The 20,020-nt window shown below is 58.1% G+C and carries 19 protein-coding genes; 8 read left to right on the forward strand and 11 right to left on the reverse strand.

Annotated elements, in window-relative coordinates; translation table 11 throughout:
* The first annotated feature begins 5 nt into the window (after positions 1-5).
* From cydD to H1B31_RS11015, 4 genes are all read left to right on the forward strand, one after another.
* Positions 6-1,652: a thiol reductant ABC exporter subunit CydD gene (gene cydD / locus H1B31_RS11000; protein ID WP_185980350.1), complete on the forward strand. Its 1,647-nt coding sequence runs from the start codon at positions 6-8 to the stop codon at positions 1,650-1,652.
* Positions 1,649-3,259 (forward strand): amino acid ABC transporter ATP-binding/permease protein, encoded by a 1,611-nt coding sequence (locus H1B31_RS11005; RefSeq protein ID WP_185980351.1) that lies wholly within the window; start codon positions 1,649-1,651, stop codon positions 3,257-3,259. The genes cydD and H1B31_RS11005 overlap by 4 nt, the downstream gene beginning before the upstream one ends.
* Positions 3,256-3,972, forward strand: a complete 717-nt coding sequence (locus H1B31_RS11010; protein WP_185980352.1) for a tetratricopeptide repeat protein — start codon at positions 3,256-3,258, stop codon at positions 3,970-3,972. The genes H1B31_RS11005 and H1B31_RS11010 overlap by 4 nt, the downstream gene beginning before the upstream one ends.
* Before the next feature lie 245 nt (positions 3,973-4,217).
* The gene (locus tag H1B31_RS11015) at positions 4,218-4,874 is read left to right on the forward strand and encodes a hypothetical protein (RefSeq protein WP_009441898.1); all 657 of its coding nucleotides are present in this window, start codon (positions 4,218-4,220) and stop codon (positions 4,872-4,874) included.
* A gap of 75 nt (positions 4,875-4,949) precedes the next feature.
* Here H1B31_RS11015 and H1B31_RS11020 read toward each other — a convergent pair whose 3' ends face one another.
* The 11 genes from H1B31_RS11020 to H1B31_RS11070 are packed head-to-tail and all read right to left on the reverse strand — an operon-like array spanning position 4,950 to position 14,917.
* On the reverse strand, positions 4,950-6,404 hold the full coding sequence (locus H1B31_RS11020) for an NADH-quinone oxidoreductase subunit N (RefSeq protein WP_185980353.1): 1,455 nt from the start codon (positions 6,402-6,404) through the stop codon (positions 4,950-4,952).
* Positions 6,404-7,936, reverse strand: a complete 1,533-nt coding sequence (locus tag H1B31_RS11025) for a complex I subunit 4 family protein (RefSeq protein WP_185980354.1) — start codon at positions 7,934-7,936, stop codon at positions 6,404-6,406. The genes H1B31_RS11020 and H1B31_RS11025 overlap by 1 nt, the downstream gene beginning before the upstream one ends.
* Positions 7,933-9,834 (reverse strand): NADH-quinone oxidoreductase subunit L, encoded by a 1,902-nt coding sequence (nuoL, locus tag H1B31_RS11030; RefSeq protein ID WP_185980355.1) that lies wholly within the window; start codon positions 9,832-9,834, stop codon positions 7,933-7,935. The genes H1B31_RS11025 and nuoL overlap by 4 nt, the downstream gene beginning before the upstream one ends.
* A gap of 14 nt (positions 9,835-9,848) precedes the next feature.
* Positions 9,849-10,154, reverse strand: a complete 306-nt coding sequence (nuoK, locus tag H1B31_RS11035; protein ID WP_066847389.1) for an NADH-quinone oxidoreductase subunit NuoK — start codon at positions 10,152-10,154, stop codon at positions 9,849-9,851.
* On the reverse strand, positions 10,151-10,645 hold the full coding sequence (locus H1B31_RS11040) for an NADH-quinone oxidoreductase subunit J (RefSeq protein WP_185980356.1): 495 nt from the start codon (positions 10,643-10,645) through the stop codon (positions 10,151-10,153). The genes nuoK and H1B31_RS11040 overlap by 4 nt, the downstream gene beginning before the upstream one ends.
* Positions 10,642-11,376 carry a 4Fe-4S dicluster domain-containing protein gene (locus H1B31_RS11045; RefSeq protein WP_185980357.1) on the reverse strand — a complete coding sequence of 245 codons (735 nt, stop codon included), beginning with the start codon at positions 11,374-11,376 and terminating at the stop codon, positions 10,642-10,644. Before H1B31_RS11045 ends, H1B31_RS11040 begins: the two co-directional genes overlap by 4 nt.
* A 13-nt stretch (positions 11,377-11,389) precedes the next feature.
* A complete protein-coding gene (nuoH, locus tag H1B31_RS11050; protein ID WP_185980358.1) occupies positions 11,390-12,436 on the reverse strand; it encodes an NADH-quinone oxidoreductase subunit NuoH in 1,047 nt (348 codons plus the stop codon).
* Positions 12,437-12,448: 12 nt separating this feature from the next.
* Entirely contained in the window at positions 12,449-13,549 is a 1,101-nt protein-coding gene (locus H1B31_RS11055; protein ID WP_185980359.1) for an NADH-quinone oxidoreductase subunit D, read from the reverse strand.
* Positions 13,549-14,037: an NADH-quinone oxidoreductase subunit C gene (locus H1B31_RS11060; RefSeq protein ID WP_185980360.1), complete on the reverse strand. Its 489-nt coding sequence runs from the start codon at positions 14,035-14,037 to the stop codon at positions 13,549-13,551. The genes H1B31_RS11055 and H1B31_RS11060 overlap by 1 nt, the downstream gene beginning before the upstream one ends.
* Positions 14,034-14,573, reverse strand: coding sequence for an NADH-quinone oxidoreductase subunit B (locus tag H1B31_RS11065; protein WP_185980361.1), 540 nt, complete (start codon positions 14,571-14,573; stop codon positions 14,034-14,036). Before H1B31_RS11065 ends, H1B31_RS11060 begins: the two co-directional genes overlap by 4 nt.
* Entirely contained in the window at positions 14,564-14,917 is a 354-nt protein-coding gene (locus tag H1B31_RS11070) for an NADH-quinone oxidoreductase subunit A (protein ID WP_009655904.1), read from the reverse strand. Before H1B31_RS11070 ends, H1B31_RS11065 begins: the two co-directional genes overlap by 10 nt.
* Positions 14,918-15,272: 355 nt before the next feature.
* Here H1B31_RS11070 and H1B31_RS11075 point away from each other — a divergent pair, with 355 nt between their 5' ends.
* Genes H1B31_RS11075 through lgt form a run of 4 tightly spaced genes read left to right on the forward strand, consistent with a single transcriptional unit; the run spans position 15,273 to position 19,960 of the window.
* Positions 15,273-17,219, forward strand: a complete 1,947-nt coding sequence (locus tag H1B31_RS11075; RefSeq protein ID WP_185980362.1) for a peptidase U32 family protein — start codon at positions 15,273-15,275, stop codon at positions 17,217-17,219.
* 18 nt (positions 17,220-17,237) lie between these two features.
* Entirely contained in the window at positions 17,238-18,551 is a 1,314-nt protein-coding gene (locus H1B31_RS11080) for an aspartate aminotransferase family protein (RefSeq protein ID WP_185980363.1), read from the forward strand.
* Between the two features lie 10 nt (positions 18,552-18,561).
* A complete protein-coding gene (locus tag H1B31_RS11085) occupies positions 18,562-19,113 on the forward strand; it encodes a phosphoribosyltransferase family protein (RefSeq protein WP_185980364.1) in 552 nt (183 codons plus the stop codon).
* 19 nt (positions 19,114-19,132) lie between these two features.
* The gene (gene lgt, locus H1B31_RS11090) at positions 19,133-19,960 is read left to right on the forward strand and encodes a prolipoprotein diacylglyceryl transferase (protein WP_185980365.1); all 828 of its coding nucleotides are present in this window, start codon (positions 19,133-19,135) and stop codon (positions 19,958-19,960) included.
* The last annotated feature ends 60 nt before the right edge of the window (positions 19,961-20,020 follow it).

A 20,020-nucleotide genomic window follows, 5' to 3' on the forward strand; every position in this document is an offset into this window, starting at 1 on the left:
TCACAATGAAAAAAAAGAAGTCCATTCTACGCTCTGTGCTGCACACCGAACGCAGCAGCCTCCTCATACGCGCGGTGATCGAACTCCTCCACGGGGGGCTCGTCATCGCGGCGGCATGGGAAACTGCCGTCATCGTGAATGCAGTATTCATGGAGCACGGCGGACCTACCGAAACAGCATCAGATCTTCTGATGCTGTTTTTGTGCGTCCTCTCTATGGCACTGCTGCGCCTCCCCAAGGGACGCATCGAGGCGCAGCTCTCCCATCGGCTGCGCCTCTCTGTACGCACGGCCTTGCACGAGGCGATGCTGATGCACGGACGTACCTCTGCAGGTACACTGACACTGACCCTTGAGCGCGTAGATGCACTCGACCCATTCTTCCACACGGTGCTGCCAACGATGATTGCGGGCGCAGTGCTCATCCCTCTGATCCTCATTGTCACGGCGTTTGCAGACCCACTCTCGGCGCTGCTCTTCCTCGTAACGCTGCCGATTGCGCCGTTCCTGCTCTTCCTCATCGGAAAGGCGACGCGCCGTGCGAGCGAACGCCAGTGGGACAAGATGCAGACGCTCACAAACGGCTTCGGCGAGCTTGTGCGCGCGGCAATGACGCTCAAGATCTTTCGCCGCATCGATGCCGAGGGCGTGCATCTCGCGCATATGAGCCACAGCTTCGCCGAGGCATCGCTCTCCGTTCTCCGGCTTGCCTTTGTCTCGGCATTCGCACTGGAGCTGATTACCACCCTCTCGATTGCGCTCATTGCCGTCTCCATCGGTCTGCGTCTTCTGGAAGGAATGATGTCCTTCCAGCCGGCGTTCTTTGTACTCATTCTTGCGCCGCTGTTCTATCAGCCACTGCGCGAGGGCGGCATTGCATTCCATGCAGCGATGGATGCAAAGACGGCAGAGGAGGCGCTCACCCCCTATCTGGATCTCCCCTCCCCCACGGACGGCGCACGCAGTCAGATCCTGTCACCGCCCGCCGTGCATACAGAACAGCTCTCCTATCGCTATCCACTGACCGCGGAGGAGGTGCTTACCGATCTGACCCTCTCCTTCCCCGCAGGAAAGTCCACGGTGCTCGCAGGGGCGAGCGGCATCGGCAAGTCCACGCTGCTCCTCCTGCTCGCAGGTCAGATTGCACCGACCGAGGGAAAGATTGTGCTCGCGGACGGGGCAGGGAGCGCCAACGTATTTGACCTTACACAGCTCTCGGAGGCAACAAAACAAAATCTCATCACCTACGTACCACAGGAGCCGCATATCTTTACAGCAACGCTCGCCGAGAATGTCAGCCTGTGGCATGAAAACGCCTCGGACGAAGCCGCTATCGAGGCGCTCGAAGCAGCGGCACTCGGAGACTTCGTGTGCGCCCTGCCCGAGGGACTTCGGACACCGCTCGGACAGGGCGGACATCCCCTTTCTGCCGGACAGCGTCACCGTCTCGGGCTCGCACGGGCGTTCTTCCAGAACCGCCCCATTGTCCTCCTCGACGAGGTGACAGCGGGACTGGACGAAGCGACAGAAGCAACCGTCATTCATGCACTGACGCGCTTTGCCCATCATCGCACGCTGATTCTGACATCACACCGCCCCGCACTCATTGCGTGGGCAGATCATGTCATCACATTGGGAGGTGAGCACGCATGACTGCACTTGTTCGTCTGCTCGCAATCGCGGCACCGTCAAAGGCATTGCCCGCCCTCCTCGCGGGTGTTCTCGCGGCCGCCTCGGGCATTGCTCTGATCGGGACGGCTGCGTGGATCATCGCAAGCGCGGCACTGCAGCCGCCGCTCTCCACGCTTGCACTTGCGATTACATTGGTGCGGGCGTGCGGCATCGGGCGTGCCGTCTTTCGCTATCTCGACCGTCTGCTCTCCCATCGACTTGCATTTGCGTGCTATGAGAACCTACAGCAGGCAACCTATCGACGTTCTGCTGCAACGATTCCTCTGCGGGAGGGCAATGTCCGCGAAGGCGAATTTCTGCACGATCTTCTGACGGGCTGCGAGACCCTGCGTGACTTCTACCTGCGTACCGTTCCGCAGCCGCTGATTGCAGGAATGCTCACTGCCGTGACCTGTGCGGTACTCCTGCCGCTCAGCCCATGGGGCGCACTTCTTATTGCATTTCTCTATCTCCTGCATCTCGCCCTCCCCCACCTTCTGCATGAAGCAGATCTGCGCACGGAGAGCACTTCCTATCGAGAAATTTTGCTCGACCGCCTCGACGGACGTGCTGAGCTTGCGGCGGCGGGTACACTCAGACGGACACAGGGACAGCTCGATCATGCAGCGGAGGTTTTTCAGCAAAAACAGGATGACAAACGCACGAAGCGCGAGCGCCTCTTCACCTTGCTCGATGTTCTGCGTGTCGCGGTCTGGATTCTCCTGATTGTTCTCCTTACGCCGCGCGTCGCGGACGGGACACTGACAGGCGTGCAGTACGCTGTCTGGGTGCTCGTCCTCGAAGCCGTTATCAGCGAGTACCGTCCTCTGCCCGCCGCAAGCCTCGGTGCAGTGGAGGCAGTGCAGGCAGCAGAGACGATCCTGCCAGCAAAGGAACAGTCCTCTGAAAAAAACTTGTCAGCATCCTCTCTCGCGTGGCAGGAGGATGCTCCGCTGATTGCGGCGGAGCATCTCGCCTTTGCCTACCATGACGGCATTCCGATCCTGCAGGATTTTTCATGCACGATTCGGCGCGGCGAGCACACGGCGATCATCGGCGAGAGCGGCGCAGGCAAGACCACGCTTGCAAGCCTTCTCCTGCGCCTCTGGGAGCCCGACAACGGTACAATCTCATATAGAGGAGTACCGCACACCGCCATTTCTGCCGACGCCTCACGCGCCCTCTTTGGAGCGTCCCTGCAGGGGAGCTTTCTCTTCAGCACATCGACGCGTGACAACTTCCTGCGCCTGCACGCGGATATGGATGAGCAGCGGATGTGGCATGCACTTGAAACAGCGCAGCTTGCCGATGTCGTGCATGCGCTCCCCGCAGGCCTCGACGAGCCGCTCGGTGTAAATGCCGCACGGCTCTCGGGTGGACAGCGCAGCCGCCTTCTCACGGCGCTTGCCCTTGCCTCCGATGCCCCGCTGCTCCTCCTCGATGAACCCACAGCAGGACTGGATGCAGAGCGTGGTGCACGCCTGATTGAGTGTGTGCTCGCGGCACTCGATGCACGCGGCGGTACGCTCATCGTCATCACGCACGACCTTCCCCTTTTAGACCGTATGAAACAGGTGATAGAACTATGACACAGGAACACTTTCACGAACTCATCCACGTTGTTTTGGATCGTCTCGGAGCGGCAGCCCCGCCGCACGAGCTCTTTGCAGGCGGTGTGGAGGACTGGCATGCACGCGCACGCCTTGCCCACTTCCTCACACAGACCGAAGAATACCATGCCGAAGCCTTGGAGCTCTTTCTGAGCGTCGTCGACGCAGAGCCGAACGAGGAGCTTGCACAGGATGTAGAGGAAAAAGTCTATGCTATGCAGGGGCTGAGTGCCCTCGAAGCGGCGGACAAGGCGACCCGGGAAGCTGCGCTTGAGCACATCAACCTGGCGATCGAATGTGCCGAATCCACGGATTTCCTCTACAAGTACATCCTGCGCGGCGAGCTCTGGGCGGATCGCTGGAATCTCATGCACAAGCTGCGCATGACCGAGGAAGCAGAGGCGGAGGCAGATGAGCGCATTGCCGCCTTTGACGGCCTTGCGGAGGCGGTGCCGCACAATTCCTATCTCTACTACGGCTATCGGTTCAAGGCACATCTCGCCGCCGAGCGCGGCGTCGTTCTCATCGCAAAGGACTATATGCACATGGCAATTCACGCGATGGAGATCCCGCCTGCGTATGAGCAGGGCCTTGCGGATGCCTTTGCCGCGACACATGAAAATGCCCCGTGGATTCTGCGTGAAATCGACCGCGCGACACCGAATCCAGAAGGACTGCACTGGGATATATAGAAGCCGCTGATAACTTCAGCCCATTGTTTTGTCCGAGATTTCTATACTTTCTTTTGGATCTGCTGCATAAATGATGCGGCAGATCTATTTTTATAGAATTTTTTCAAAATTTTTCGTGAAACCTGTTATTTATGACAGTACGTTTTTTCTTTGCCTGTGATAAAATATAGGGGAACTTTCTGGAGAGTATCCAAAAGGGATATTGGGTTGGTTTTGGTTTTTTCTCAGGAAAAGGAGGAACGACGATGAACACCTATATGTCAACGATGAGCAAGCTCTTGCTCGCCCTCTGTTTCGCACTCTTTACGAGTGTCACGCTCATGGGTTGCGGCGGGAACGATCCGAATGTTGATGTCCAGGCACTCGCGGAGGGAATCGGTCACGGTGATACCGCTGCGATGAAGGATTTCAAGCTGACAGGCGACGGTGCCAAGCCCATCAGTGAGGTCTTCATCAAAGAGCTCGGGAAGAGTCTCAGCGCAACGCAGGAAGGAATGGACAGTGCCCAGAAGATCATGGGTGACAAACTCAAAGAACTAAAGATCAAGACGGAGGTCGTATCCAAGAGCGATAATTCCGCTAAGGTCAAGATCACGACCGACTACATTGAATTCGCTTCTGTCATGATGGGTTCAATGCAAAAGATGGAAAAAGAGATCGAGAAGATGGATCCAAACGATATGTCAGCTCTTGACAAGTTCGGTGATATGTACCTGAAGCTATTCTCCGACGACATGAAGAATGCCAAGGTTGCGGGACAGCAGTCCTTCGAGGTCGAGGTCAAAAAGGACAAGGACACGGGCAAGTGGATTCCCGATGACATCGGCAAATTCCAGGAAGATCTCGCTAGATACATGCTCTTCAAGGGCGGCGATGACTCCATCCTAGACGAGATGAAATAGAAACTTTTCCCCAGCACACAAAAAACGCCCGACGTTCCGTCGAGCGTTTTTTGATTGGGCATTGGATGATTAAGTTTACCTCATAAACGTATAGACCGCAACATTGCTGAAGATCGAGAGCGGTTCTGCCCAGACGCCGATGATGAGAGAAAAGGCGACGGCGATGATCCCCATTGCGCTTGCCGGAAGCGGCAGACGCAGATGCTCCTCGACCACCTTCTCCCCCTCCTCGACATCGCGGAACATCTCCTTGATGACAAGCAGGTAGTAGTAGACGGACATCATCGACATGACGAAGCCGACACCCGCGAGCCAGAGATAGCCCGCGTCAATCGCGGCGGAGAAGATGTAGATCTTCCCGACGAAGCCCGCCGTCGGGGGGATGCCCGCCATCGTGAGCAGGGCGACCATCAGGATGCCCGCCGGGAGCAGGGAGTCTTTTGCAAGTCCGCGCACACTCGTAAAGTCCGCGCCGCCACGTTTCGTCTCAAGGTAGGATACTGTGACAAACGCGCCGACATTTGCGAAGACGTAGACCATCGCGTAGAAGAGCACCGCCTTGATGCCCGCTGCATTCGTCGCGACCATCGCGGTCATCATGTAGCCTGCCTGTGCAATGGACGAGTATGCAAGCATACGCTTAATATTCGTCTGACGGAATGCCATGAGGTTGCCGCCGACCATCGAAACCGCCGCAAAAATTGCAAGCAGATGCGCCCAGTACGGCGAGAGGAACGGGAATGCCACAAAGAGCACACGCAGCAGGATCGCAATCCCCGCTGCCTTCGAGCACATCGCAAGGAGTGCCGTCACGGGTGCGGGCGCACCTTCGTACACATCGGGTGCCCAGAGGTGGAACGGAATGATCGAGAGCTTGAAGAAGAAACCGGCAAGGATAAAGACCACGCCGATCAGCCCGAGTGAGAACACGAGCCCAAGCCCCTGTGCAATGTTCTGGAACACCATCGTCCCCGTCATGCCGTAGACGAGGCTCATACCGTAGAGCAGCACCGCCGTCGAACCGGAGCCAAAGACGAGATACTTGATGCCCGCTTCCGCCGAGAGCGGCGAATCCGTACGAATCGCAACGAGCCCGTAGAACGAAATCGTCATCAGCTCAAGTCCGACGAACGCCGTCATGAGGTCGTTCGCCGAGGCAAGGACGCACATGCCGAGCAGCGCCGAGAGAAGGAGCAGATAGAACTCCCCCTTGTGCCTAAGTGTCTGCTCCACATAGTCCGCCGCAAAGATGACGGTCGATAGAATCCCGATGATGAAGAGAATCTTGAAGAACACGGAATAGCCATCGACGATGTAAAGTCCCGCATAGAATGCGGTCGCACCGCCGTCGGGCGGGTACATGCCCACGGCAAGCGCGAGCACACCGAGAAGCCCTGCAACGGTCAGCCAGACCACAGGGCAGCGCGGCGCGTCCTTTTTGAGGACGAGATCGGTGACGAGCACCACCGCCATCAGTGCGGCGATTCCGATCTCCACGGAGATCGCGGTAAAATTCATCGCTTGCAGCATCAGTGCCCACCTCCTAAGATTGTCGGCGCATCCTGAATCAGTTCAAAGAGCGGCGCGAGCGGGGCAACCCCCGTATCCACGACATTCATGAGCAGTCCCGGGAACACACCGAATCCGACGAGGAAGACGCCGAGCACGACGAGCGGCACAATGTCAATCTTGCGCTCATCGGGGAATTTCGCAAAGCGTTCCACACGCGGCCCGAAGAGCACGCGCGCGAGCATGCGCAGGACGTAGAACGCCGTGAAGATGATGCCCGAAACGGCAATCACGGCAATCACGGGATAGACCTCGATGATGCCGACGAAGATCGTGAACTCCGGGATAAAGCCGATCAGCCCCGGCAGCCCGAGCGAGCACAGACCCGCGAGCATAAAGCCGACCGTGATGTGCGGCATATGATGTGCCAGTCCCCAGAGGTCGCCGACGCTGCGCAGCTCCGTCTTCTCATAGACATAGCCGACCTGCGAGAAGAAGAGCGCGAGCATAATGCCGTGCGCAACCATGTAGGCAACCGCACCGCTCACACTCACGACGTTCAGAGCCGCAAAGCCGAGCAGGACATAGCCCATGTGGGAAACCGAGGAATACGCAATCATGTACTTGATGTCGCGCTGCGCGAGCGCAATGTAGGACGCATAGATGACGTTGATCATCGCAAGCACGGCGATCACGGGTGCCCAGAACTTTGCACCGAGCGGCAGAATGAAGAAGCCGATGCGGATGAGCGCGTAGCCTCCGATCTTTTTCAGCACACCTGCGTTGATCATCGAGATTGCCGTCGGCGCGCCCGCATAGCCGTCGGGGGACCAGATGTGGAACGGGAACATCGAAAGATGCGACCCGAACCCGATGAGGAGGAGGAAGAATGCCGTGACCTGTATCTCCCACGAGATATGCCCCATGAGTGCGGCAGTAGCAAGTGCCTCGAAATCGAACGTGCGCATCCCCGACTCGTACGCGCTCACATACAGGAGGAGCACACCGAGCAGCATGAATGCCGAGCCGACGAGCAGGAAGATCGTCATCTTCATCGCCGCATGCTCTTTGCTCACGCGCTCCGACGAGCCCCAGATGAGCACCATCAGGTACGCCGGAATGACAACCATCTCGCAGAGCACAAGGAAGAAGAAGAGGTCGCGCACGAGGAATGCCCCCGACACGCCTGCAATGACGATGAGGAGGAGCACAAAGTACTCCTTCACGCGCTTCTCCACGTGCCACGAGCTGTAGATTGCGGCAAGCCCGACAACACTCGAGAGCAGAAGCATGGGCAGCGAGATGCCGTCAACACCAAGCGAATACGCTACGCCGAGATCCGTGATCCACGGGATGTACTCCGTGTACTGCATCCCGCCGCGCGCCATATCATAGTCCGCATAGACAAAGAGCGTGAGGATGGTTGCGACCATCATCGCAAACGCGGAGAGCTGACGAATCGTATCGTGCAGCCGCCCCGGCAGAAGCGCAATGATGAGTGCTGCCGCAAGCGGGGTCAGGAGAATGACCGAAAGAATCGGAAATGTCATCATCGGAACCCACCTCCCCAGTAAGCGATGATCTGTATCGCCCAATAGAGCGCGTAGCAAAGGAGAATGAGCACACCCGTGTAGAATACGACGACGTACCGCTGTGCCTGCCCGTTCGCAGACTCCGTGAGGAGGTCGCTCGTGGCGAGCGCATACGCCCCCAGACCGATCATAATGTTGTCGAAGATCTTTTCATCGACCCATTTCAGGATCAGCGCCGTGCCGTAGACGAGCCGCTCACGGAAATAACCGTAGAGTTCGTCGATGTAGAACTTGTTATAGACGACGCGGTAGAGGAAACCGTAGCTGCGCTGCTGCATCGCCGTCCGCAAACTGTGCCGCCCGTAGATCTGATAGGCGGCGGCAAAGGCAATCAGTGCAAGCACCGTACTCGTCCCTGCAACCGTCCAGTCGATTGTCTCATGATGCGGTACACCTTCATTGACCCAAACGGAGAAGCCGCCGAAGTACCCCAACGCGCCGCTCACGAGGGTGAGCATAATGAGCATAATCATTGGCCAGCGCATGAATGCGTCGACCTCGTGAGCCTCGTATTTGCTGCGGCTCTCGCCAAGGAACGCCAAAATGAGCAGACGCGCCATATAGAACGCCGTTAGGAAGGACGTGACGGTTGCCATCACGTAGAGCGGGGTGCTCGCGTGCATGACCGCCGCGAGGATCTCATCCTTTGAGAAGAAGCCCGAGAACGGCGGAATGCCCGCAATGGCAAGCACACCGACAAGCATTGCCGCAAAGGTCAGCGGCATCTTTTTCCACAGGCCGCCCATCTTCGTAATGTCCGTCTCATCGTGCAGTGCGTGCATGACGGCACCCGCACAGAGGAAGAGCATCGCCTTGAAGAAGGCGTGCGTCATGAGGTGGAACATCGAGGCGGAGAACGCACCGACACCGACCGCAAGCATCATATAGCCGAGCTGACTGATGGTCGAGTACGCGAGCACCGACTTGAACTTGCGCTGGGTCACGGCGATGATCGCCGCAAAGAGCGCGGTAAATGCACCGAGCCCCGCGATAAAGTCCATCACAAACGGAGATTCACTGAAGATGAAGAATGCGCGTGCGACGAGGTAGACACCCGCCGCGACCATTGTCGCCGCATGGATGAGTGCCGATGTGGGCGTAGGGCCTTCCATCGCATCGAGCAGCCAGACGTGGAGCGGGAACTGTCCCGACTTGCCGATCGCCCCCATAAAGAGCAGGAGGCCGATGACGGTCAGGAAGCCCGTGCCCGCAGCGAGAACATAGGGGGGCACGAGCATACGCAGCTCGATGAAATCCATCGTACCAAACACCATCTGGACGAGCAGGATGCCGACGAGCATCCCGAAATCGCCGATGCGGGTCGTGATGAATGCCTTTTTTGCCGCCTCACGCGCCGAAACCTTGTGATAGTAGAAGCCGATGAGGAGGTACGAGCAAAGTCCGACCCCCTCCCAGAACACGTAGAGCTGGAGGAAGTTGACCGAGACGACGAGCCCGAGCATCGCCGCCGAGAACAGCGAGATGAACGCGAAGAAACGCCCCATCCCCTCGTCGTGCTCCATGTAGCTTACGGAGTAGATATAGACGAGCAGCGAGACAAGCGTCACAATGACGAGCATCATCGCCGCGAGAGGATCGATGAGCACGCCCATTGTCAGCTTCACATCGCCGATCTGCGCCCAGAGTGCCTTCATCACATAGGGATCGTTCATCGTGATCTGATAGTTCACGGTGGCGAGAGCGACGAAGACAGAGAACGCGAACGCAAGAGACATCATCGTGATTGCGATCGTCGCGGAGAGGTTTTTCTCCTGCCGCGTAAACGGCCCGATGATGAGAAATGCGAGCGCAGGGAAGAGTGGGATCAGATAGGCATGCGTGAGTGCAAATGTAAACATATTGCTCCCCTCCCCTAGTCTCTGAGCGTATCCAGTTCATCGACATTCGTCGTGAAGCGGATCTGATACAGACGGAATGCGAGGGCAAGCCCGACGGCGATCTCGGACGCGGCGACCGCAATCGAGAAGAGAGCCATGAGCTGTCCCTCCATGTTGTGTGCATAGAAGCGGTCGAATGCGACGAGGTTGATGTTCACCGCATTGAGCATCAGCTCCACGCACATGAGAATCGGGATGATGCCGCGCCGTGTGAGCAGACCGTAAAGTCCGATACAGAAGAGTACGGCCGCGACAAAGAGCAAATCTGGCAGTCCAATCATGCCGTATCCCCTCCCCTCGCGAGGACAAGTGCCCCGACCATCGCGACGAGCAGCAGCACCGCCACGATCTCAAACGGCAGGATGTACGTGCCGAGCATCAGCCGCGCAATCTCCTGCGCACCCGTAGATGCGCCGAGTTCTCCACCCGGCAAGGGGGAGAGGACGATGCCGAGACCGATGAGGAAGAAGAAGCCGCCCGCGAGCAAACCCGTCACCACGCGGCGAAAGAGCTTCTGCGAGGGGTTCGACTGCGCCATTGAGTCGCGCCGCGTCAGCATAATCGCCATGACAATGAGGACGGCAACCGCGCCACTGTAGACCATCAGCTGCACCGCGCCGAGGAACTCCGCGCCGATATAGAAGTAGATCGCCGCCACACCGATAAAGGAGAGGACGAGGAAGAGTGCGCTGTGCACAACATTTGGGGACAGGACGACACCGAGGGCACCGATGATTGTCACCGCCGCAAGAAAATAGAAGATGATACTCATGCCGTCCCTCCTTTCTGCTCCGTGTTCTTCGTTTCGACGGGCGGCTCCGCCTTCGTCTCAGCCGATTTCTCCGCCACCGGAGATTTTGCTGCGGCGGCTTTTGCCGCAGCTGCCTTGGCTGCAGCCGCCTTCGCCGCCGCCATTTTTTCTGCTGCATCGGCGGGTGCAGCGGGTTTTTCCGCTGCCGCAGGCTTTGCCGTCTCCGGATTCTCCGCCGCCGCCTTCTCCGCCTCGGCTTTTGCCTTCGCGGCCGCCTCCGCCTTTGCCTTGGCAGCGGCTTCCTTCTTCGCCTTTTCCTCCGCTGCCTCAACTTCGACCTGCGCGAGGAATTCCTCCAGATCCGCGCGATCCGCATCCGTCATTGCGTCGTGGGTCATCGTCTCCTTGCTCCACGTCGAGATCGCATATTCCTTGTCCCAGACGAGGGTCTTGACGGGGCAGACCTCCACGCAGAGATTGCAGTAGAGGCATCGTCCGGACTTGTGCACATAGGACTTCATATGACGCTTTTTCTTTGCATCCTGTACAATGGTAAGATCGAGTGCCTTGTTCGGGCACGCATTCGCACACATCGAGCAGCCGATGCAGACACGCCAGTCCATCGCGAGGTTTCCCCCGCGGAAATTATCCGTCATCGGAAGTTTTTCTTCGGGGTAGCAGAACGTTTCCTTCTTGCCCCAGAGATGCTTCCATGTGACGCTCATGCCTGTCAAGAGGCCTTTTCCAAACATCAGAGCCCCTCCTTTAGACAATACCGACGAGATACATCCCGACCCCCGTCAAAAAGACATTGAGGATCGAGAGCGGCACGAGCACCTTCCAGCCGAAGGTGAGGATCTGATCGACGCGCGTACGTGGGAACGTCCATCGGAACCACATGATGAGCAGCACCATGAGTACCGCCTTGAGGGCGAACCAGACGAAGCCCGGCAGGAACTCGGGGCCGCTGTAGCCGCCCAGGAAGAACGTTGTCGCGAGAATCGCCGCCGTCAGGAGGTTCGCGTACTCCGCAAGGAAGAACAGCGCCCAGCGCATCCCCGAGTACTCCGTAAAGGGGCCTGCAATGATCTCGGACTCGCCCTCCACGAGGTCGAACGGCGTGCGGTTCGTCTCCGCGACCGCCGCAATCAGGAAGATGATGAACGCGAGCGGCTGCATGAAGATGAACCAGCTTGTCTGCGCCTGCATCTGCACGATGTCGTCCATGCGCAGAGAGCCTGTAATCATGACGACACCGAGCAGCGAAAAGAGCAGCGGTGCCTCATAGCTGAGCATCTGCCCGACGATGCGCATGCCGCCGATGAACGAGTATTTATTGTTCGACGCATAGCCCCCCATCAGGAACGGCAGAACCGCCTGTCCCGAGACAGCGAACAGGAGGAACACACCCACGTTCACATCGGCGAGTACCGCGCCCGCATCGAACGGGAAGAACGCATAGGCGAGTGCCGCAGGCACAAAGAGCAGTGCGGGCGAGAGTGCCCAGACCACCTTGTCCGCACCGGCGGGCATGATATCCTCCTTGCTCATGAGTTTCAGCATATCCGCGATGGGCTGAAGCAGACCGAAGCGTCCGCCGACGCGGTTCGGACCGATGCGCACCTGGATGAACGCACAGATCTTGCGCTCCGCATAGGTGAAGACAATCGCCGCCATCGAGATGATCCCGAGCAGGATTGCGATGCCGACGAAGGTCATGACAAGATCCACCACAAACGGGATCGGCACAACACTGTAAACAGCAGCGCGCAGCGTGAGTGCAATCGCTCCCAAGAAAGAAAGTTCCATCATTTGCCTCCTTTCTCAGCAGTCCACTTCGCCCATGATCGGGTCGATGGATGAATACGCGGCGACCGAGTCACCGATGAACATACCGCGGCACATCGCATCCAGCCCCTGCATATTGACGAACGAGGGGCGGCGGATGTGGATGCGGTACGGCTTCGTCGTCCCGTCGCTGACAATGTAGAAGCCGAGCTCGCCGCGCGTGCCCTCCGTACGGCTGAACACCTCGCCCTTCGGCGGCTTGATGACCTTGGGTACTTTTTTCCCCATAAAGTCACCCTCGGGCAGACCGTCGATCGCCTGACGAATGATCTTCGCGCTCTCGGCGATCTCATTCAGCTTCACCATGTAGCGATCCCAGTTGTCGCCGTTCTTGCCCACGGGGATGTCAAAGTCAAAGTCGTCATAGACGCTGTAGCCATCCACCTTGCGCAGGTCAAAGGCCAGCCCCGTCGCACGCAGATTCGGCCCCGTCATATTGTAGGACAGTGCCTGTTCCGTTGTCAGCGGCGATGTCCCCACAATGCGGCGGATAAAGATCTCGTTCCCCGTCAGAAGCTTGTTGTACTCCTCAAGAAAAACGGGAACTTCATCGAGAAACGCGCGAATCAGCACCTCTGCCTCGGGTGAGATGTCTTCCTTGACCCCGCCGATGCGGATATAGTGGAAGGTCTGCCGTGCACCGCAGACGAGGTTGAAGATGTCGAGGATCTTCTCGCGGTCGCGGAAACAGTAAAGCATTCCCGTCGACGCGCCCAGATCGTTTGCAAGCGTCCCGATAAAGATCAAATGGCTGTTGATGCGGTTCAGCTCCGCCATGATGACACGGATGTACTCCGCACGCGGTGTCGTCTCGATGCCCGCAAGCTCCTCAACCGCAAGCGCATAGCCGAAATTGTTGTTCATCGCAGAGATGTAGTCAAGGCGATCCGTATAGGGGAGTCCCTGCACATACGTCCTGTCCTCGAGCAGCTTTTCGATGCCGCGATGGAGATAGCCCATGATCGGCGTCGCCTTCACGATGCGCTCACCGTCAAGCTCGAGCTGTACCTGCAGAACGCCGTGCGTCGAGGGATGCTGCGGCCCCATGTTAAGCGTGTAGGTCTCGCTGCGTACCATCAGATCCCCTCCCTTCGGATGCGCGGAATGTTCGGCGGAGGCGGCGGCACAAAGTCCTTGCGCAGCGGATGCCCGACGAAATCCTCATGGTGAAACACGCGCCTGAGATCGGGATGCCCCGTGAACGTGATTCCCATGAGGTCATAGACCTCGCGCTCCTCGAACTCCACGCCCGGGAACACTGCCGTTGCCGACGGGATGACGGGGGCATCGTGATCCAGCGTCACCTTCACCGTCAGCCAGTGCATATGTGTGTATGAAAAGAGATGGTAGACCATCTCAAAGCGATCCTTCCAGTCGACCGCCGTCACATTCTCCATACGCGTCAGCTGCAGATTGCTGTCGTCGCGCAGGAATGTCAGCAGCGCGATGAGTTCATCTGCCCCGATATAGAGGGCGGGACGCTCTGCCTCGGCATCGTACTCTGCATTGGGAAAGGCAAGTCGGATGCCGGCAAGCGCATCGAGAGATACATAGTTTTTTCTCATGCGTTCACCGCCTTCTTCTCCGCCTGCTCCGCCCAGAACGCACGCTCGGCAGCGACCCGTTCGGGGTGTAGAATCTTCTCGCGCAGCTTGAGCATCCCGTCGATCAGTGCCTCGGGACGCGGCGGACAGCCGGGGATATAGACATCCACGGGCAGGATCTCATCCACGCCCGGCACAACGGCATACGAATCCGCAAAGGGGCCGCCCGCAATTGTACACGCCCCCATTGCGATCACATATTTTGGCTCGGGCATCTCCTCGTAGAGGCGTACAATCGGATCTGCCATCTTCCACGTCAGCGTCCCCGCAACGATCAGGAGATCCGCCTGACGCGGACACGGGCGAAACACCTCGTAGCCGAAGCGCGCGAGGTCGAAGCGCGCCGTCGCCGTGCTCATCATCTCGATTGCACAGCAGGCAAGCCCCGAAGAGAGCGGCCAGATCGAGCTCGCATGCGCCCAGCGCAGAAGCTCGTCGAGCTTCACCACGAAGACATTGTGCCGCAGGCTTTCGGGAACGCGATCCGCTATCTCCATGTGAGATCCCCCTTTCGCCACGCATAGCCAAGGCCGAGCGCGAGAATTCCGACGAAGACGAACATCTCGAGCAGCGCGAACAGCCCCAGCATCTGGAACTCCACCGCCCACGGATAGAGGAACACCGTCTCGATGTCAAAGACGATGAAGAGCAGCGCGTAGAGGAAATACCCCGCGCGGAACTGCACATACGGCGAGCCGATCGGGTCGACACCGCACTCGTAGGGGATGTATTTCTGCGGTGACGGCTGCTTCGGCTGCAAGAGAAATGCAGGACCGAGCGCCATGACAGGAAACAGCAGCGCCACCACGAGAAAAATCCCCAGACTTCCAAACTCTCCCATACACAGGCCTCCTTATTAGAGTATAAAATAAATACATAGGGAAAATAAATAATCAGAAACAATAATTGTAAGGTAAAAAAATTATGTCAAAACACGTGGTACTAGATAAAATTTATAATTAATGGAAGAAACAATAAAATCTATGTATAATATACCCGAAAAGCATTTCTTTTACAAGGAAAACGGCGAAAAAACTTCCTTATGTATAAGTAACAAAAACCTATCATGGAATGCACCGAATCCCGCTTCGTCATTTGAAAGAAATGGCTTTTCCTGCTATAATCATAAGCAATATCGGGGAACGCTTCGTTGATCGGAGCAACAAGTTCTCAAGCCAGAAGGAGTTTTTTACACAATGCTGTTACACCGAAAATCCGTCGAACTGCTTGCCCCGGCGGGCACATGGGATGCCATGACCGCAGGCATTGCAGCGGGTGCGGATGCCGTCTATCTCGGCGGCAAACATTTCAATATGCGTCTGCACGAGGGCGACTTCAATTTCGATGACGAGCGCCTGAAGGCAGCCGTCGACTACGCGCACGCGCACAATGTTGAGCTCTACGTCACGCTCAACAACCTCATCAGCAACGAGGAGCTGCCCGCGCTACGCGAATACCTCGCCTACCTCAACGAGATCCGCCCCGACGCAATCCTCGTCCAGGACTTCGCCGTACTCGAACTCGTACACGAGATGGGCATCACCGTCCCCCTGCACACCTCCGTCATGATGAACACGCACAACGAGCACGCCATCGAAAAACTCAAGGAGTATGGCATCACGCGCATCGTCGTCGGGCGCGAGATGACGCTCTCCGAACTCGCACTTTTCCGCACGCGCACGGGCATAGAGGTCGAGTACTTCATGCACGGCGATATGTGCATCTCCGAGAGCGGTCAATGCATCCACTCGGGGGTGCTCTTCGGACAGAGCGGCAATCGCGGACGCTGCATGAAGATCTGCCGCTGGCCGTTCGCCCTCATCGACGAGACGACAGGAGAAGTGCTCGATGCGAACAGCCCCGGGCCGTATAAGCTCGCACTCAAGGATATGTGCATGTACCGCTCCATCCCCGCACTCATTCAGGCGGGGGTCTATTCGTTCAAAATTGAGGGGCGGATGCGTTCGCCCGAGTTCATCGCGCGGCTCGTCTCTACCTACCGCAAGGCAATTGATGCCTACATTGCAGACCCGAATGGCTACACAACGGATGAGGAGGGCTGGCGTACACTCTACGACAACCGTGTACGCGACTACACGACGACGTTTGCATTCGGACAGCCGACGGCTGTCGACATCGGCATGACGGGCGAGCGCGAACCGCGCTTCTTCAGCCAAGCGGTCGAAGAGGCGGGCTTTGCCGACGAGGTGCTGCGCGCCGAACGCCCGATTGAAAAGGAAAATGCGCCGAGCCGCCATCTCAGCGTTCGCGTCGGCACGGTCGATGCTGCGCGTGCGGCGGTGGATGCGGGTGCCGATACCGTCTATGTCGGCGGCGAGGCATTCCGCCCCAACCGCCCGTGGAAGCTCACGGACTACGAGGATCTCGTCCGCTATGCAGCAGGACGCGCACGCGTCGTCGTGAACACACCGCGCACGACCATGCGCCGTGAGTGCGGTGAACTCGAACAGTTCTTTGCCGCACTGAACGACATCGGCGTTGACGGCATCATGGTCGGCAACCTCGGCACGCTGAAGCTCGCACGCACGCTCACGAAGCTGCCTGTGCAGGCGGACCATTCGTTCAACATCTTTAACCACCTCGCAATCACCTTTCTCAAGGAGAACGGGCTCACGATGGCGACCGCCTCCTACGAGCTTTCGTTTCAGCAGCTGCGTCAGATCGTCGAGAACGCTGTGCTGCCCGTTGAGGCAGTCATCCACGGTGCATACGAGTCGATGATCTGCGACTACAATTTCCCCGCGATGTCGCTGCCGAACTACAGCGACCTCGCTGCACCCGAGCTGTTGGATCGCCTCTACGCGTTTCGTGACGAGGCGGGCGGCGTGCACTCCATCCGCATCGACCAGTACGGGCGCAACCACCTCTACTTTGCAAAGGATCTGTGTCTCTATCCCTACTTGGAGAAGTTCAACGGACTCGGCTCCTATCGCATCGAGGCGCAGGACTATACGGCGGACGTGACCGCAGAGATCGTCCGCATCTACCGCGCTGCACTCGACCGCCTCGCGGCGGGCAGTGACGGCTATCGGACAGAGGATTTCGAGCGGCTCACGGAGATTTCGCCGCGCCCACTCGGCATTGGCACGTACCGTTTCCGCCAGAGCCGTAATTCAATCTGATACTAGAAAGAATACTTCATGGACACAGCTTCCTCGAACGAGAAGAACTATATCGGCGCAGCCGCCATCCTTGAGAAAAAGCAGAAATACATCATGCCCTGTCTTGGGCATTTCTACAGCGAGCCGCGCCAGATCGTACGCGGCGAGATGCAGTACCTCTACGACAGCGAGGGCAGGAAATATCTTGACTGCTTTGCGGGTGTCTCCGTCATCAACTGCGGGCACTGCAATCCCGCGATCAATGCCGCCGTCACAGAGCAGCTGAACACGCTCCAACACGTCTGCAACATCTACCTCACGGAGAACTTCGTCAACCTCGCCGAGCAGCTTGCACGCATCACACCGGGAAAACTCCAAAAAAGCTTTTTCTGCTCCACGGGCACAGAGGCGAACGAGGGTGCAGCACTTCTCGCCCAGGTTGCCACGGGCAGCAGCGAGTTCATCGCTCTGCGCGGCGGTCTCCACGGGCGCACGAAGCTCACGATGAGCCTCACGGGCATCTCCATGTGGCGCACCGACCCGAATCCCGTCGGCGGCATCCACTTTGTCAAAAATCCCTACTGCTACCGCTGCCCGCATCAGCATACGCCCGAGGAGTGCGGCATTGACTGCACCTACGAGCTCGAGGAAACGATCAAAAGTGCCACCTCTGGGCGTCCTGCCGCATTTATCGCGGAGACCATTCAGGGCAATGCTGGCATCATCGTCCCGCCCAAGAACTACTTCAAACGCGTCAAGGAGATCCTCGACCACTATGGCGTGCTCTTCATCGCGGACGAGGTGCAGACGGGCTTTGCGCGCACGGGCAAGATGTTCGCCATCGAGCATTTCGGCGTCACGCCCGACATTATGACCATGGCGAAGGCACTCGGCAACGGTGCACCCATCAGCGCATTCATCGCCACGCCTGAGGTCGCGGATACCTACACGAAGCCCGGCGCATCGACACTTGGCGGCAACCCCGTCTCCACAACGGCAGGCCTTCATGTCATTCGCTATATCGAGGAGCACGATCTCATCGGAAACGCCGAACGGCGTGGAGTGCAGCTGCGTGCAGGCCTCAGGGAAATCCAGAAACGCCATCCCATCATCGGCGATGTGCGCGGACTCGGACTGATGGTCGGCGCAGAGTTCGTCCACGCGGACAAATCCCCCGCCGCCGCCGAACTCGACATGGTACTTGAAGAGCTCAAAAACAGGGGCTTTATCATCGGCAAGAATGGCATCGGACGCAACGTCATGGCGTTTCAGCCGCCGCTCATCATCACCGAGGACAATATCAACGACGTACTGAACGCCGTAGAGCTCGTCCTCACAGAGAAAGGACTCTAAAGGGTGCATTATGGCAAAACGATACTACGATCTTACGGTCGCGGGCTGCAAGCGCAGTCTCCCCATCCTCAACCTGAGTGACAGTCTTGCAATTGCCGGCTTCGTCATGCTCGGCGATGTCGAACTCTGCGAAAACTGTGCGCGTGAACTCGCAAAGAAGGTGCCCGCCGAAGCCGAGATCATCATGACCGCCGAGACGAAGGGAATCCCCCTCGCGGCGGAGCTTGCACGGCAGATTGGAATGCCCTACTACATCACAGCACGCAAATCTGTCAAGGCATACATGGAAGATCCCATCTGGGTCGAGGATGAATCGATTACGACAATGGGCAAGCAACGGCTCTATCTCACGCGTGCGGATATCGACCGCATTGCGGGGCGCAAGGTGCTCCTCCTCGACGATGTCATCAGCACGGGCGGCTCCATGACGGCACTCAGCAATCTCGCCGAAAAGGCGGGCGCACACGTCGTCGGACAGGCTGCCGTGCTTGCCGAGGGCGATGCGGTAAAGCGCACGGATATTATCTTCCTCGAGTCGCTGCCGCTCTTTGAGGCAGAGTAGAGAGGATAGGTAGGCTTCCTTGCATCAATATCTCTTCTACATCGGAGACTTCCCCATCCGCTCGTACGGTGTCGTCATCTCCCTCTCCATCCTGCTTGCGACGGGTGTCGGCTACTTCCTCGCAAAGACGGACGGACGCGGCTATGAGAAGCACATTCCCGATCTCGGCATCTACTGCGGCATCGCGGGACTCCTCGGCGCGCGGCTCTGGGACGTGTTCTTCTTCGACTGGGACTACTACCAGCACCACCTGACCGAGATTCTGAACGTCTGGCAGGGCGGCATGGCGATCCAGGGCGGTGTCTTTCTCGGTGTGCTCGTCGGCATCCTCTACAGCCGAAATCACAAGCTCGACACCATCCACTTTATGGACATTGCCGCTCCTGCGATTGTCCTCGGACAGGCGCTCGGCCGCTGCGCAAACCTCCTCAACGGGGATGCCTTCGGCGCACCGACGGGCAGCAGCTACGGCATCCTCTACCCCGACACCACCCTCGCGCACCACACCTACGGTGCGCAGCCGCTCTGGCCGGCGGAGGTCTGGGAGGGGCAGCTCGACATCGTCATCTTTGCGCTGCTGCTCATCTTCCGCGCACGTGGACACGCACGTGGACAGTGCTTCGCCCTCTACGTCATGCTCTACAGCCTCGTGCGCTTCGCCCTCGAGTACCTGCGCGGCGACTACACGGAGAAATACCTCGGACTCTTTACCAGTGCCCAGATGACCAGTCTCGGCTTCGGTCTCGTCGCCCTTGGCTTCTTCCTCTGGCTCGGACTGCGAAAAGAAGCTGTACCAACAGAAGTAGAGTTTTTTCCTCAGGAGCGTAAGAAACGCCGGAAGAAATAATCCCTGCATACATGGCGTATGAAGGGACTGTTACACAAAGTTTTTTGACCTGCCCCCCTC

The sequence above is a fragment of the Selenomonas timonae genome (genome assembly GCF_014250475.1).
GTDB lineage: Bacteria > Bacillota > Negativicutes > Selenomonadales > Selenomonadaceae > Centipeda > Centipeda timonae.

Excerpts from the sequence above, each read along its gene's own strand:
- cydD (WP_185980350.1), top strand. The coding sequence starts at position 6 with ATGAAAAAAAAGAAGTCCATTCTACGCTCTGTGCTGCACACCGAACGC.
- H1B31_RS11005 (WP_185980351.1), top strand. The coding sequence starts at position 1,649 with ATGACTGCACTTGTTCGTCTGCTCGCAATCGCGGCACCGTCAAAGGCA.
- H1B31_RS11010 (WP_185980352.1), top strand. The coding sequence starts at position 3,256 with ATGACACAGGAACACTTTCACGAACTCATCCACGTTGTTTTGGATCGT.
- H1B31_RS11015 (WP_009441898.1), top strand. The coding sequence starts at position 4,218 with ATGAACACCTATATGTCAACGATGAGCAAGCTCTTGCTCGCCCTCTGT.
- H1B31_RS11020 (WP_185980353.1), bottom strand. The coding sequence starts at position 6,404 with ATGCTGCAAGCGATGAATTTTACCGCGATCTCCGTGGAGATCGGAATC.
- H1B31_RS11025 (WP_185980354.1), bottom strand. The coding sequence starts at position 7,936 with ATGATGACATTTCCGATTCTTTCGGTCATTCTCCTGACCCCGCTTGCG.
- nuoL (WP_185980355.1), bottom strand. The coding sequence starts at position 9,834 with ATGTTTACATTTGCACTCACGCATGCCTATCTGATCCCACTCTTCCCT.
- nuoK (WP_066847389.1), bottom strand. The coding sequence starts at position 10,154 with ATGATTGGACTGCCAGATTTGCTCTTTGTCGCGGCCGTACTCTTCTGT.
- H1B31_RS11040 (WP_185980356.1), bottom strand. The coding sequence starts at position 10,645 with ATGAGTATCATCTTCTATTTTCTTGCGGCGGTGACAATCATCGGTGCC.
- H1B31_RS11045 (WP_185980357.1), bottom strand. The coding sequence starts at position 11,376 with ATGTTTGGAAAAGGCCTCTTGACAGGCATGAGCGTCACATGGAAGCAT.
- nuoH (WP_185980358.1), bottom strand. The coding sequence starts at position 12,436 with ATGATGGAACTTTCTTTCTTGGGAGCGATTGCACTCACGCTGCGCGCT.
- H1B31_RS11055 (WP_185980359.1), bottom strand. The coding sequence starts at position 13,549 with ATGGTACGCAGCGAGACCTACACGCTTAACATGGGGCCGCAGCATCCC.
- H1B31_RS11060 (WP_185980360.1), bottom strand. The coding sequence starts at position 14,037 with ATGAGAAAAAACTATGTATCTCTCGATGCGCTTGCCGGCATCCGACTT.
- H1B31_RS11065 (WP_185980361.1), bottom strand. The coding sequence starts at position 14,573 with ATGGAGATAGCGGATCGCGTTCCCGAAAGCCTGCGGCACAATGTCTTC.
- H1B31_RS11070 (WP_009655904.1), bottom strand. The coding sequence starts at position 14,917 with ATGGGAGAGTTTGGAAGTCTGGGGATTTTTCTCGTGGTGGCGCTGCTG.
- H1B31_RS11075 (WP_185980362.1), top strand. The coding sequence starts at position 15,273 with ATGCTGTTACACCGAAAATCCGTCGAACTGCTTGCCCCGGCGGGCACA.
- H1B31_RS11080 (WP_185980363.1), top strand. The coding sequence starts at position 17,238 with ATGGACACAGCTTCCTCGAACGAGAAGAACTATATCGGCGCAGCCGCC.
- H1B31_RS11085 (WP_185980364.1), top strand. The coding sequence starts at position 18,562 with ATGGCAAAACGATACTACGATCTTACGGTCGCGGGCTGCAAGCGCAGT.